This window comes from Streptomyces sp. NPDC002232 (assembly GCF_042890295.1).
Classification (GTDB): Bacteria; Actinomycetota; Actinomycetes; order Streptomycetales; family Streptomycetaceae; genus Streptomyces.
In genome coordinates this window covers 812,562-825,035 of the sequence record NZ_JBIARV010000004.1, presented here as the reverse complement: position 1 = coordinate 825,035, position 12,474 = coordinate 812,562, and the positions used below count along the sequence as shown (strand labels likewise).

At 74.2% G+C, this 12,474-nt stretch carries 12 protein-coding genes; 7 read left to right on the top strand and 5 right to left on the bottom strand.

Annotation, left to right across the window (positions count from 1 at the left end):
- Nucleotides 1-210 precede the first annotated feature (210 nt).
- Nucleotides 211-2,496 (bottom strand): FUSC family protein, encoded by a 2,286-nt coding sequence (locus ACFYXU_RS21635; protein WP_389459290.1) that lies wholly within the window; start codon nt 2,494-2,496, stop codon nt 211-213.
- Between the two features lie 163 nt (nt 2,497-2,659).
- Here ACFYXU_RS21635 and ACFYXU_RS21630 point away from each other — a divergent pair, with 163 nt between their 5' ends.
- Both ACFYXU_RS21630 and ACFYXU_RS21625 read left to right on the top strand, forming a co-directional pair.
- Nucleotides 2,660-4,180, top strand: a complete 1,521-nt coding sequence (locus ACFYXU_RS21630; RefSeq protein WP_376510351.1) for an MFS transporter — start codon at nt 2,660-2,662, stop codon at nt 4,178-4,180.
- Nucleotides 4,177-4,908: a TetR family transcriptional regulator gene (locus ACFYXU_RS21625; protein ID WP_389459288.1), complete on the top strand. Its 732-nt coding sequence runs from the start codon at nt 4,177-4,179 to the stop codon at nt 4,906-4,908. The genes ACFYXU_RS21630 and ACFYXU_RS21625 overlap by 4 nt, the downstream gene beginning before the upstream one ends.
- 41 nt (nt 4,909-4,949) lie before the next feature.
- On the opposite strand, the gene ACFYXU_RS21620 is transcribed toward ACFYXU_RS21625, so the two are convergent.
- Nucleotides 4,950-5,645 (bottom strand): response regulator, encoded by a 696-nt coding sequence (locus ACFYXU_RS21620; protein WP_389459286.1) that lies wholly within the window; start codon nt 5,643-5,645, stop codon nt 4,950-4,952.
- Nucleotides 5,646-5,662: 17 nt separating this feature from the next.
- On the bottom strand, nt 5,663-6,856 hold the full coding sequence (locus ACFYXU_RS21615; protein WP_389459284.1) for a sensor histidine kinase: 1,194 nt from the start codon (nt 6,854-6,856) through the stop codon (nt 5,663-5,665).
- Between the two features lie 275 nt (nt 6,857-7,131).
- Between ACFYXU_RS21615 and ACFYXU_RS21610 the strand changes: the two genes are divergently transcribed.
- From ACFYXU_RS21610 to ACFYXU_RS21600, 3 genes are all read left to right on the top strand, one after another.
- Complete coding sequence (locus ACFYXU_RS21610) at nt 7,132-7,530, top strand: hypothetical protein (protein ID WP_329858287.1); 399 nt, start codon at nt 7,132-7,134, stop codon at nt 7,528-7,530.
- A gap of 204 nt (nt 7,531-7,734) precedes the next feature.
- The gene (locus ACFYXU_RS21605; protein ID WP_389459281.1) at nt 7,735-8,451 is read left to right on the top strand and encodes a DUF4232 domain-containing protein; all 717 of its coding nucleotides are present in this window, start codon (nt 7,735-7,737) and stop codon (nt 8,449-8,451) included.
- A gap of 187 nt (nt 8,452-8,638) precedes the next feature.
- Complete coding sequence (locus ACFYXU_RS21600; protein ID WP_376510363.1) at nt 8,639-9,295, top strand: maleylpyruvate isomerase N-terminal domain-containing protein; 657 nt, start codon at nt 8,639-8,641, stop codon at nt 9,293-9,295.
- A 147-nt stretch (nt 9,296-9,442) separates the two neighbouring features.
- Here ACFYXU_RS21600 and ACFYXU_RS21595 read toward each other — a convergent pair whose 3' ends face one another.
- Together ACFYXU_RS21595 and ACFYXU_RS21590 are read right to left on the bottom strand one after the other, a co-directional pair.
- Entirely contained in the window at nt 9,443-9,676 is a 234-nt protein-coding gene (locus tag ACFYXU_RS21595; RefSeq protein WP_329858292.1) for a hypothetical protein, read from the bottom strand.
- A gap of 291 nt (nt 9,677-9,967) precedes the next feature.
- The gene (locus tag ACFYXU_RS21590) at nt 9,968-10,930 is read right to left on the bottom strand and encodes a LysR family transcriptional regulator (protein ID WP_389406830.1); all 963 of its coding nucleotides are present in this window, start codon (nt 10,928-10,930) and stop codon (nt 9,968-9,970) included.
- A 71-nt stretch (nt 10,931-11,001) separates the two neighbouring features.
- Between ACFYXU_RS21590 and ACFYXU_RS21585 the strand changes: the two genes are divergently transcribed.
- Both ACFYXU_RS21585 and ACFYXU_RS21580 read left to right on the top strand, forming a co-directional pair.
- Nucleotides 11,002-11,664, top strand: coding sequence for a maleylpyruvate isomerase family mycothiol-dependent enzyme (locus tag ACFYXU_RS21585; RefSeq protein ID WP_389459279.1), 663 nt, complete (start codon nt 11,002-11,004; stop codon nt 11,662-11,664).
- A 200-nt stretch (nt 11,665-11,864) separates the two neighbouring features.
- Nucleotides 11,865-12,323 (top strand): group II truncated hemoglobin, encoded by a 459-nt coding sequence (locus ACFYXU_RS21580; protein ID WP_376510368.1) that lies wholly within the window; start codon nt 11,865-11,867, stop codon nt 12,321-12,323.
- The last annotated feature ends 151 nt before the right edge of the window (nt 12,324-12,474 follow it).

The window sequence follows — 12,474 nt, the reverse complement described above, 5'->3', positions numbered from 1 at the left end:
GCCCGTGCCCGAGGCATTCGCGCCCGCCGCCGAGCCGGGTGGTGTCGCCAGCGCGAGCGAGACGGCGGCGAGGGAGAGGGCGAGGGCGCTGCGTATCGAGGTCACCTGAGTCCTTTCGTACGAGCGGGACGGGCCGCCGGAATCGGCATTCCGCAAAGGAATCAGGCTACGGCGTCATGGACATGCCGGGTGGATGATCGGGGGGCGGATTCAGGACGATGCGCCGTCGCGGTCGGCGGGCCCGGCGTCGGGGGTGGCGCCGCCGCGCCCGGTGGGCCCGCCTTCAGGGGCGGCTTCGTCAGGGTCGACCGGCCCACCGAGCGGGGTGGCACCGTCGGCGGTGGCGACGTCGTCGCCCGCGAGCCGCACGAGGTCCGCCTTCAGGTTGGCCAGCCAGGACACGGTCGCGTAGTACGCGCGCGGTGCGCCGGGCGGGTCGGCGGCGACGGCGGCCGTGATGGACGAGAGCGTCGACGCCCGGACCGGTAGCGGGGTCGCCGCCGTCTCCGGCGTGTCCCCGGTGGGGTCCATCCGGGCGGAGGTGAGCAGCATGCCCGCCGCGACCCGGTCGCCCGCGCGGACGACGGACTCCGCCGCTTCGCTCCCGAGCGCCGGAACCACCATCGGCTCCGGCGGCACGAGGAGCCGGTCGGCGCCCCACAGCGTGTGGTGCCCGGCGATCAGCGCGGCCTGCCAGTCCTGTCCGCCCGACGGCTGTCCGCGTCCCTTCGGCTCGCTCTGGTACTGCGCGTACGCCGACTCCGCCAGGATCAGGGCGTGCTGGAGCGACCGGTGGCCGGGGGCGGTGTCCACCGGTACGCGCCGGCCGCCCGCCGCCATCTGCGCCGTCGTGGCCACGACGATCTCCGCGGCGATCCGGAGGAGGACCGCTGCCGACCGCCGGAGTTCGTCGTGGGCGCCGCGGGGCCAGGCCAGCAGCCCGAAGACCGCGCCGATCGCGCTGCCGGTCAGTACGTCGAGCAGGCGGAACTCGGCGAGCTGCCAGGTGGCGGGGGCGAGCTGCGCGAAGACCAGGGCGACGACCACCGTGAAGAGCGCCTGCGCCCATCCGACGCCCTTCACCGGCCCCAGGGTGAAGGTGACCAGCATCAGCGGAGGCAGGGCGACCGCGTAGACCTCGATGTCGGTGCCGACCAGCGCCAGCAGGGCCGCCGCGACCAGGGCGCCGACGAGCGTGCCGGTCAGCGCGATCCGCTCCGTCCTGCGGGTCTCCCGCACCGTCGTCCGGGTCAGGGTGAGGGTGGCAAGCAGCACCCAGAAGCCGTGCGGGAGCGTGTCGATGCCCGCGATCAGCCGGGCCGCCGCGAGGGCGAGGCTGATCCGTACCGCGTTCTGGAAGAACACCGACCGCCCGCCGATGTGTCCCGAGAGGCGCCGCCACCAGAGGCTGGGCGCCCGCATCCGTGCGTACCAGAACCGGCCGGGGGCGGGCGGGTCGGCCGCGCGTCCCCGTACGGCGATGTCGGCCGCGGTGGACATGGCGAGGGCCGCGTCCGCGATCTCCAGGAGCGCGGCGTTGCGGCGCAGCTCGGCGGGCGAGGTGCCCTCGGCCGCCGCCAGGGCCACCCGGACCTGCCGCAGCAGGGCGTGCGCCCGGCCGTCGGGGGCCTCGCCCCGCAGCCGGGCCGCGGTCTCCCTGGCCACGTCCGCGACCGCCCGCAGCGGGTCGATGCCGTCCGGTCCCGGCTGCCCGGCCGCGCCGGAGCGCGTCGGGCGCCGCGCCGGCGGGGGCACGACGGCGAGCCGTTCCAGCAGGGTGCGCGTCGCGAGTCCCGTGTGGGCCAGCGCCCTGGCCCGCATTCCCGCACCGGCGGGCCGCTCGGCGTCCGGGACCTGGGAGGAGCGCAGCCCCGTGCTCAGGGTCCGGGCGCCGCGCAGCACGGCCTCGGGCAGGGCGTAGGGGGCCTGTCGCAGCCGGTCCGCGCAGTCCGCCGCGCCCTCCGCGGCCCGGGCGGCCCGCTCGCGGTAGGGCAGGGCCGCCGGCTCGGGCAGCAGGGTCACCTCCGCGACGATCAGCAGGACGAGCCCGAAGGTCGCCCCTCCGAGGCGCTCGCCCAGCGAACCGGGATCGTACGGCGGGAACGACGGCAGGATGTACATCAGCTGGAGGCCCGTCGCCGCGCCCGCGAACCGTGGTCCTCCGACGGCCATGAACGCGAGGGCGAAGCCGACGACCAGCATGCCGGCCACGGCACTCCACGTCCGCACCGACAGGTACGTGCCCAGCGTGATCAGCACCCAGCACACCGGCACCACGCCCAGCAGCACCGCCGCGCGCTGGCGCCCGGAGCCGGGGAGGCGGGAGAGCCCGGCCATGGCGATCGCCCCGAACAGCGCGTACGTGGCGGCGACGGCCGAGTCGAAGCCGTAGAGGAGCACGTAGAAGCCGGCCGCGGCGGTGAGCGTGACGCGCAGGGCCCCTCGCGCCGCCGCCCGGTAGGCGGTGGGCAGTCGGTGCGGAAGCGCGCCACCCATGTCCCCAGGATCGCCCGCCCCACGGCACCCGGCACGACGGGGCGCGCGGCCCGGGAGGACGCGGGCACCCCGCCCTTGGCCAAGGGTGCACACTTGTTTACCCTGGGGGTGAACAAGTGTGCACCCCTCCCCTTTCCACCCCTCGCACCACCTCTGGAGCACGATGACCGCCGCCGCATCCGCATCGGAACCCCTATCGACGCCCCCGCCCGGCACGCCGTCCGCACCCGCCCGCTCGCGCTTCGTCGTCCCCGTCCTGGCGTTCTGCGGGATGGTCGTCGCCGTCATGCAGACCCTCGTCGTCCCGCTGCTGCCGCACGTCCCGGAGCTGACCGGCGCGAGCGCGGGCGCGGCCGGCTGGCTCGTGACCGTCACCCTGCTCACCGGCGCGGTGTTCACCCCGGTGCTCGGGCGGGTCGGTGACATGTACGGCAAGCGGCGGGTGCTCCTCGCGTCGCTCGGGGTGCTCACCGTCGGTTCCGTGCTCTGCGCGCTCAGCTCCGACATCGGCGTGCTGATCACCGGCCGGGCCCTCCAGGGCGCGGCCCTCGCGGTGATCCCGCTGGGCATCAGCATCATCCGCGACGAGCTCCCCGCCGAACGCGTCCTGCCGTCGATCGCCCTGATGAGCTCCACGCTCGGCATCGGCGCGGCGATCGGTCTGCCCATCGCGGCCGTGGTGATGGAGAACTTCGACTGGCACACGATGTTCTGGGCGTCCGCGGCACTCGGGCTGCTCGACCTCCTGCTCGTGCTGGCGATCGTCCCGGAATCCGGTGTGCGCGCCCCGGGACGCTTCGACGTACCGGGCACGCTGGGCCTCGCCGTCGTGCTCGTCGGCGCGCTCCTCGCGATCACCCAGGGCTCCGAGTGGGGCTGGACGTCCGCGCCGACGCTCGGTCTGCTGGGCGCCTCGGTGGTCATCGGGCTGCTCTGGGGCCGGTACGAGCTGCGCACGCCGTCCCCGATCATGGACCTGAGGGTCTCCGGCCGTCCCGCCGTGCTGCTGACCAATGTCGCGGCCCTGCTGATCGGCTTCTCGTTCTACGCCAACTCCCTGGTCACGGCCCAGCTCGTGCAGGAGCCCACGAGCACCGGGTACGGCCTCGGCGCCTCCCTCGTCGTCAGCGGCCTCTGTCTGCTGCCCGGCGGGCTGGCGATGGTGGCCCTGTCACCGCTCTCGGCGCGGATCTCCGCCACGTACGGCCCCCGCACGGCGCTCGCCCTCGCGGCCGTCGTGATGACCGTGGGCTACGTGGTGCGCTTCTTCACCAGCCACAGCCTCTGGCTGATCGTCGCCGGTGCCACCGTGGTCGCCTGCGGCACCGCCATCGCCTACTCCGCGCTGCCCGCGCTCGTCATGCGGGCCGTGCCCGTGAGCGAGACGGCGTCGGCCAACGGCCTCAACACCCTGATGCGGTCCGTCGGACAGGCCGGGTGCAGCGCCGTGGTCACCGCCGTGCTGGCCCGGGTGACCTTCGTGGCCCACGGCCGTACCGCGCCGACGCTCCACGCGTACCTGCTGATCTTCCTGGTCGCGGCCGGAGCCGCCCTCGCCGCGCTCGTCGCCACCCTCATGCTGCCGTCGGACCGGCCGGGACGGGACGCCGCGCGCGGCGGCGAACGGCCGGGCGGTACGGTCACGGTGTCACCACCCGCCAGCGCCGCCCGAGGGAACGCATGAGCACCGCCGACGAAACCGTCTCTCCGGCGACCGCCGCCACCGACGCCTCCGCCACCGACGCCTCCGAGCAGGCCGACCCGGTGGAGGCCCGCCGCTCTCCCCCGCACGGAGGGGAGTCAGGCCCGGGGGCCGGAGGGTCCGGCAGGGAGGAGGGCCAGGAGACCGGGCGGTCCGGCGGCGAGGAAGGCCAGGAGACCGGACGCGACGCCATCATCCGCGCCGCCCGGCGGGCGTTCACGCTCAGGCCCTACGCCGAGGTCACCATGCGCGGCATCGCCGCCAAGGCCGGGGTGAGCCCCTCCCTGATCGTCAAGCGCTTCGGCACCAAGGAAGCGCTGTTCAACACGGTCGTCGACTTCCGCCCGGCCGCCGCCGAGCTCTTCGGGGCTCCCCTGCCCGGTCTCGGCCGCCACCTGGTCCTGACCATGGTCGACCTCCGCGACCGGTTCCGCGGCGACCCCCTCCTGCGCGTGGTCTTCTCCCTGGGCATCGAGGACGAGCGCACGCTGCTGCGCTCCCGGTTCCGCGAGCAGGTCACCGACCGCCTCACCGGCCTCCTCACCGGCCCCGACGCCCGGCTGCGCGCCGAGCTGGTCGCCGGGCAGCTCCTGGGCCTGGGGGCCACGCTGAGCCTCCACCGCCCCGACGGTGCCACCGCCCACGCCGGCACGGAGCGCCTCGCGGACCTCTACGCCCCCGGCATCCAGCGGCTCGTCGACGGGGACTGAGGGGCCGCGTTCCCCCGCTCAGGGCGAGGTGGGACCCCCGCTCAGGGCGAGGTGGGACCCCCGCCGGGGGCGACCAGCCCGGTCTCGTACGCCAGCACCACGATCTGCGCCCGGCTGCTCAGGTCGAGCTTCGCCATGGTGCGGTTGAGGTGGGTCTTGACGGTCGCCTCGGAGATGAACAGCTCCTCCGCGATCTCCGCGTTGGACCTGCCGGTGCCCGCCAGCCGCAGCACCTCCGTCTCGCGGGCCGTGAGCTGCTCGATCTCCGGCCGCCGCGCGACGGGTCCACCGGGTGCCGGGGGGCGGGTGAAGGCCTCGACCAGGCGCCGCGTCACGCTCGGAGCGAAGAGGGCGTCGCCTCCCGCGACCGCGGCCACCGCGGCGAGCAGCCGCTTCGGGCCGGTGTCCTTGAGGATGAAGCCGCTGGCGCCCGCGCGCAGGGCCCGGTAGACGTACTCGTCGAGGTCGAAAGTGGTGAGCATCAGGATCCGGGGCGGCGGTCCCGCTCCCTCGGCGGCGTCGGCCAGGATCCTGCGCGCCGCGTCGATGCCGTTCGTCCGGGGCATGCGGATGTCCATGAGGATCACGTCGGGCCGCAGCCGGGCCGCCTGGACGACGGCCTCTTCTCCGTCCCCCGCCTCTCCGACGACGGTCATGCCGTCGGTGGCCTCCAGCAGTCCCACGATGCCGGCGCGTATGAGGTACTGGTCGTCGACCACGAGCACGCGGGTCGTCATCGCCGGACGCTCCCCCTTCAGGTGTCGGCCGGCGCCTCTCCCGCCGTGGTGGTGGAGGTCGGCAGGGTCAGCCGTACGCGGAAGCCCCCTTCGGGGCCGGGGCCTGTCGTCACGGCACCGCCGTAGAGCTTGGCGCGTTCGTGCATCCCGATCAAGCCATGGCCTCCTCCCGTGTCGACTCTGGCCGGATCCGGACCCGGTCCGTCGTCCGTGACGCTCACCAGGAGATGGTGGGTCCCGTACCGGACGGTGACGACGGCACCGCCGGGCCGCGCGTGCTTCAGCACGTTGGTGAGGGCCTCCTGCACCACCCGGTAGGCGCAGAGCTCCACTCCGGGCGGCAGGGTCCGGGGCTCTCCCTCCACGACCAGCTCGACGGGCACTCCGCCGGCCTCCATCCGCGCGGCCATGTCGGCGAGCCCGCCGAGCGTGGGCATGGGGGCGTACGACTCGGGGGCGTTGTCCCCCGCGCGCAGCAGGGTCAGCATCCGCCGCATCTCCTCCAGGGCCTCGCTGGAGGTGTCGGCGATGGTGCCGAGGGCTCGGCGGGCGGTGCCGGGATCGGTGTCGAAGACGTAGTCGGCGAGCCCCGACTGCACGGCGATCACCGATATGTGATGGGCGATCACGTCGTGCAGCTCGCGGGCGATCCGTGCCTGCTCCTCGGCCACGGCCCGGAGCGCCTTGGCGTCGCGTTCCTCCTGGAGCTGTGCGGCCAGCTCGGCCAGGCGCTCCCCGCGGCGTTCGGACTCGCGCGCGGACTGGCCGAATCTCACCAGTACGGCGGGGACGACGATCCCCAGGGCCGCGGCTGCCGCCACCGAGCCCTCGGGGGCCACGAACCCCCCGTACAGCCAGATCGCGCCGAGCCCCGCGCCCGCGGTGACGGCCGTGCGCGGCGGCCGGGTGGACGCGAGGGTGTAGAGGGCCAGTTGGGCGGCGAGGCTGTTCACCACCGGCCAGTAGCCGAGTGAGATGTACACGGTCCACAGGGCGAAGATGCCGCCCGTCACGGCGCCCGGACTTCGGTGCCGCCAGCACAGCAGGAGGTGGACGGCGAGCGTCAGCAGGCAGCCGGCCGCGTCGAGCGGCGGGTACCCCTCGCCGGTGTCCTGACGGCCGAGCAGCAGCGCGCACCCCAGGACCGCCGTGGCGACGCCGGTGTCCAGGAACAGGGAGGATCGGGGCATCGCCACCCGCGCACGCTGCATCGGCGCAGCCTACTCGCGGACCGCCGGGCCGGCGTCAACCGTCCGCGGTACCGCGGAGGGTGGAGACGACGCCGGTGCTACTGCCGCGCGGTGCTACCGCCAGGGTTTACCAGGGGTCCACCGGGAGGTTGACGCCCGGCCGAGCGGCCCCCGCGTAGCGTCACGGCCACCGCCTCGGCAGCTCACCGGCACGGCACCGCTCGCGCCGTCGCCGCCGAGGCGGGTCGATCCACCGGCCGCGATGCCGGCTCCGGCACCCCAACCGAAGGAGACCCATGTCCAGCCCGCGTCAGTCGAACCGGACCCGGTCCGGCAGCAAGACGGTCCGCAACGCCCTCGTCGTGGCGGCGGCCGCCGCCTCGGCCCTCGTCCTCGCCGCCCCCTCCGCCGGAGCCGCGGGCGTACCCGGCGGCGCGGGGAGCGCGACCTGGTACGCCAACGGCGACAAGCTCACGATCTGCGACAACGCCTCGGACGGGAAGTCCGTGGTCGTCCAGGCCAGCTTCACGAGCACCCTGAAGTGGCACACCGCCGGAGCCGGCAAGTGCACCGACCGCTCCTACGGCGACCTCGCCGAGGGCTTCTCCTTCTCCTTCCGGGTCTGCCTCGGCGACTACAGCGAAGGCATCTACTACCCGGCCACGTGCAGCGGCTGGGTCGGCGCCGTCGCCTGACGGTGACGCACGGGGGCGGCCCCGGCGGTCTCAGGACGGCCGGGGCCGGTGCCGAGGGCGGGCGGACGCGTCCCCCGCGTCCTCCGCTTCCGCGTCACCACCGCCACACCGCCACACCGCCTCACCGCCACACCGCCACACCGCCACACCGCCTCACCGGATCGATCCGGCCCCTCGCACCACGAGAACCTCACGGGGAGCAGCATGCACACCGCCCTCAACGCCTGGAGGACACTCGTCCTGGGAAGCGTCGCCGTCGCGGCGCTCGCGGCCTGCCGGGCGGGCGAAGCGCCCGAGGCGACGGGCCCGCCCGCGCCGTCCGCCACCGTCGTGCCGGACACTCCGAGCGCCGCCGGCACCTCGCCCTCCGCCGTCGGCGGGACGACGGCTCCCGCGACCGCGAGCACCCGGCCCCCGGCGCCCGTGTCTCCCTCTTCCAGCCGGAGTTCGGGGAGCGAGGGTCCCGGCGGCAGCGGCAAGGCCGCCACGGCCTGCACCGACGAGAACGTCTCCGTCACCGCGCAGGCCGAACCGCACGACTCGCTCAGGCACCTCACGCTGACGGCCACCAACATCGGCGGCACGACCTGCACCCTGTACAAGTACGCGCTCGTGCGGTTCGACGACGGCGCCTCCGACGAGGTCGGCCCCCTCGAGTCCCACTGGCACGCCGTCGCCACCCTCGCGCCGGGCGCGAAGGCATACGCCGGTATGCGGCTCTTCGTCGCCGGCCAGGAGACCCGCACGGTGCGGACGCTGACCCTGGGCTTCCAGGGCCGGGACTCGGCCGACGAGATCGGCGCGCCGATCGACGTCCCGCTGCCCGACGGGAGTCCCTTCCTGAACATCGGCCCCACACCCGGTGTCACGTTCTGGGACACCGACCTCGCGTCCGTCCGGAGGTTCACCTTCGCGCGATGACGGGGGCGCCGACTCCGGTGCCGGTCACGCATGACACGGGGCATGGTGTGACCGGCACCGGCCCGCCGACCACCCCTGGGGCGAGATGTCCGCAGAGTGTCGTGGGGACCGCACGACAGCGCGGGCCCGGGAGGTCCGCCGGGTGCCGTGCGGAGCGGCGGACGGTCCGAGTTGGTAGCTTGCGGGCGTGGACGACTTCACCCGCTCGTGGACCGCACTGCGCGAGGCCGTCGCCGGTCTCGCCGACGAGGACTTCGCACGGCCGTCGGGCTGCGCCGGCTGGCTCGTGCGCGACCTCGTGTGTCATCTCGTCATCGACGCCCAGGACGTGCTGATCACGCTCGCGACGCCCGCCGGAGCGCCACCGACGCGCGACGCCGCGAGCTACTGGGAGGTCGCCGACGCGCCGCCGACCGGCGACGACCCGCTCGACGCGCTGACCGTACGGCTCGCCGCCGCGTACGGGGACCCCGGTCTGCTGACGTTCCACCTCGACGACGTCGGCTCCGCGGCCGGAAGGGCCGCCGCCCTCGTCGCCCCCGGTCTCGCGGTCGGCACGCGCGGCGAGGTCCTCTCCGCCGGGGACTACCTCGACGCGTACGTCCTGGAGTGGACCCTGCACCATCTGGACCTCGTGGCAGGGCTGCACGCGGCACCACCGCCGCCCGCGGAGAGCCTGGCCGCCGCACGCGCACTCCTGGAGCGGATCGCCGGAGCGCCCTTCCCGTCCGGGCTGTCGGACACGGACGCCCTGCTCGTGGGAACGGGCCGCCGGGCACCCAGTGCGCGGGAGCTGGCCCTGCTGTCCTCGTCCGGCACGCGGTTCCCGCTCTGGCTCGGCTGAGGGGCCACGTCCGGCGGGACGGGCGGACGCGTCGGCGACGACCGTGCACACCTTCCGCCGGGTGCGCGGGACGGACGAGCACGCGAGCACGCACGAACGACCCGCTCTCGGTGCGAGAGCGGGTCGTTGCCAGGGGTGGGCCCTGGATCAGTGGGCGTTGAGCCAGTTGAACTCCGCGCCCTCTTCCCAGCCCTTCTCCGAACACGAAGCCGTGAAGATCGTTCCGTACACCGCCGGGACGCCGGTCAGCGCGCAGTGCGAGCTGAAGCCGGCGCCACCCTCGGAGAAGCTGCCGATTCCGACGCCGTCGTGCGCGAGCGCGGCACCGGCGCCACCGAACAGAATGCCCACGGCGAGAACAGACGCGGCCAGAGAACGCATAACCACTCCTCAAGAGCTCTGAATGACGTGCCAGAAATGACCCGTCGCGCGGTCAAACGCGGCGCCGGACGACGAGTCACGCATGCTCACTCGAATGCCGGAAAGGCCCATCCGGAGACCATGAGGGCGCAGAAACGATGCACTTCAACTGCCCGTTGGGAAACACGTCTCGCTGATTTCGGAATTCTCCACCCGCTCCCGAAATTCGCCACACAAGTGCTTTTATCGGTGAATGCAAGAAAGCAGAATCCTTTCGCCTCCCGGACGAACGCGGGTACGGAAAGACCCCGTTCAAACGGTCCCGTGCGGCATTCCGGGTTCTTCCGCCGCCCCGGACGGTACCGACGGCGGCTTCGGGAGGCCGGAGCGCAGGCGGTCGAGGAGGACCCGCGCCGCGGGGCTCGACGGCCCCTCGGCCCGCCACGCGAGCGCGACGCGGGCACGGATCTCGGGCTCGACGATCCGGAGGGTACGGAGCCGCGCGCCCAGGGGAGCTCCGTCCTCCCCTGCGGGCAGCACGGCGACGCCGAGGCCCCGCGCGGCGAGCTGCGCGAGCACCTGCGGGGCCGCCGCCTCGAAGGTGACCCGGGGCCGGAACCCCGCCCGCGCACCGCCGCGTTCGAGCGCCGCGCGCACCCCCGTACCGCGCGGCAGGGAGATCAGCGGCCGCTCGCGCAGCTCCGCCAGCGGGACGCTCGCACCACGGGCGCGGGCGAGGAGCGGATCGCCGGGCGCGACGGCGGCGACCAGCGGAACGTCGATCACCAGCTGGAACGCGGCTCCCGGCGGCGGGGTCTCCTCCGCCGTCCCGAGCAGCGCGATGTCGAGCTCGCCGGCCAGGAGCGCGGCCTGCATGCGTTCCGTGGAGTCCTCGGTGAGGGCCACCTCCACCGACGGGTGGTCCGCGTGGAAGTCCGCGAGGAAGGCCGCGATGTCGAAGGCGTGCCCGGTGGCTCCGGAGACCAGCCCGAGCGTGACCCGGCCGCGCAGCAGCCCCGTGTACGCGTCCACCGTCTCGCGCACGGCATCGGCCGCGGCGAGTGCGGCGCGGGCGAACGGCAGGACCGCCCGGCCCACCTCGGTCGGCGTGACCGACCGGCCGGACCGGTCGAGCAGCGGCTGCCCGAGCTCCCTCTCCAGTTGCCGGATCTGGGCACTGAGCCCCGGCTGGGCCAGATGCAGCCGGGTCGCGGCGCGCGTGAATCCGCCCTCGTCGACGACGGACACGAAGTAGCGCAGCTGACGAAGCTCCATAAGTGCTGATTCTAGAGCGGAGCACATCTATCTATTGGAACTATCGAACGGTCGGCCGCAGGCTTGATCGCATGGAGAACGCGACGCCCCGCGAGGGGAAGCCCACCGAGGTCGGGGACGCCATCGCGGCGGAGCGCCGGGAACTGGCCGACCTGCTCGACACCTTGCGCGACGAACAGTGGAACGCGCCCAGCCTGTGCGCGGGATGGCGGGTCCGCGAGGTGGCGGCCCACATGTCGACGGGGTTCCGGCTCTCGCTGCCCGCGACGCTCGGCGCGTTGGTCAGGGCGCGCGGGAACCTCCACCGCATGACCGACCGCGTCGCCCGGAGGGACGCGACCGCCCACGCCCCGACGGCCCTCGCGGCCTTCCTCCGGGACAACGCCCACCACCCGTGGACTCCTCCGGTGGGCGGTCCGGTGGCGGCACTCGGCCACGACGTGGTGCACGGCCTGGACATCACCGTCGCGCTCGGCCTCGACCGCCGCGTGCCCGAGGACCGGCTCCGCCTCCTGCTCGACCGGATCAAGCCCAGCGGCCTCCGGTTCTTCGGCGTCGACCTCGACGGGGTCCGGCTGTGCGCCGAGGACCTCGACTGGTCGTACGGCTCCGGCTCCCCGGTGTACGGCGCTGCCCAGGATCTCCTGCTGCTGGCATTCGGCCGCCGGCTCCCGCCCGGCCGGCTCCGGGGCGGGCCGAGCAGCCGCTTCACCCGTCGGGCGGACGAAGCGTGAGGCACCTCCGCGCTCGGCTCCCGGGGTCACCGTCCAGGGAGCGATCGCGGTGCCGGCCCTCAGCGCCCTCGCCCTGACCCGCCGTAGCCCTGTCGCCCTGCCTCCCTGGCGTCCTGACGCCCCGCCGAGAGCGAACATCCTTGGATCCGCCGCGTGTTGTGTGAAAGCTGGGAGCCCATCACGGATCACGGAGGCCCTCCATGAGCGCCGAGCACACGAACACCCTGTACGAGGCCGTGGGAGGCGCCGACGCGCTGCGCCGGCTCTCGGGGACGTTCTACGAGGGAGTCCTCGCCGACCCCCTCCTCGCCCCCGTCTTCGCCGACTTCACCGCCACCCACGTGGAGCACGTCGCCGTCTGGCTGGCCGAGGTCTTCTCGGGACCCGCCGAGTTCACGGCGCGGCACGGCGGGCACCAGGCCCTGCTCCGCGCCCATCTCGGGCTCGGCATCACGGAGGAGCAGCGCCTGCGCTGGATGGAGCTCATGGCGGCGGCCGTGGAGAAGGAGCTGCCGGACGACGCCCTGCTGCGCCGTCGGGTGATGGAGTACTTCGACTGGGGCACGCGCATCGCCGAGGACGTCTCGGCCTCGGCCCCCGGCACCGACCTCGGCGAGCCCGGTCCCACGCCGCGCTGGGGCTGGGACGGCCTCGCCTGAGGCCCCGTCGGCCCCCTCGGACCCGTTCGGTCCTGGCGGCACCGGAGGGCGGGTCGCCGCCGCGTCGTGGGAACCCGTGTGGCCGAATCGCGGCATGTCGCCTTGAGTCGGCCCGTCCCGGGTCCGAGCGTTTCCTCGCCGCGACCGCGCA

Excerpts from the sequence above, each read along its gene's own strand:
- ACFYXU_RS21585 (WP_389459279.1), top strand. The coding sequence starts at position 11,002 with ATGGAGAACGCGACGCCCCGCGAGGGGAAGCCCACCGAGGTCGGGGAC.
- ACFYXU_RS21620 (WP_389459286.1), bottom strand. The coding sequence starts at position 5,645 with ATGACGACCCGCGTGCTCGTGGTCGACGACCAGTACCTCATACGCGCC.
- ACFYXU_RS21610 (WP_329858287.1), top strand. The coding sequence starts at position 7,132 with ATGTCCAGCCCGCGTCAGTCGAACCGGACCCGGTCCGGCAGCAAGACG.
- ACFYXU_RS21595 (WP_329858292.1), bottom strand. The coding sequence starts at position 9,676 with ATGCGTTCTCTGGCCGCGTCTGTTCTCGCCGTGGGCATTCTGTTCGGT.
- ACFYXU_RS21580 (WP_376510368.1), top strand. The coding sequence starts at position 11,865 with ATGAGCGCCGAGCACACGAACACCCTGTACGAGGCCGTGGGAGGCGCC.
- ACFYXU_RS21630 (WP_376510351.1), top strand. The coding sequence starts at position 2,660 with ATGACCGCCGCCGCATCCGCATCGGAACCCCTATCGACGCCCCCGCCC.
- ACFYXU_RS21590 (WP_389406830.1), bottom strand. The coding sequence starts at position 10,930 with ATGGAGCTTCGTCAGCTGCGCTACTTCGTGTCCGTCGTCGACGAGGGC.
- ACFYXU_RS21635 (WP_389459290.1), bottom strand. The coding sequence starts at position 2,496 with ATGGGTGGCGCGCTTCCGCACCGACTGCCCACCGCCTACCGGGCGGCG.
- ACFYXU_RS21625 (WP_389459288.1), top strand. The coding sequence starts at position 4,177 with ATGAGCACCGCCGACGAAACCGTCTCTCCGGCGACCGCCGCCACCGAC.
- ACFYXU_RS21615 (WP_389459284.1), bottom strand. The coding sequence starts at position 6,856 with ATGCAGCGTGCGCGGGTGGCGATGCCCCGATCCTCCCTGTTCCTGGAC.
- ACFYXU_RS21605 (WP_389459281.1), top strand. The coding sequence starts at position 7,735 with ATGCACACCGCCCTCAACGCCTGGAGGACACTCGTCCTGGGAAGCGTC.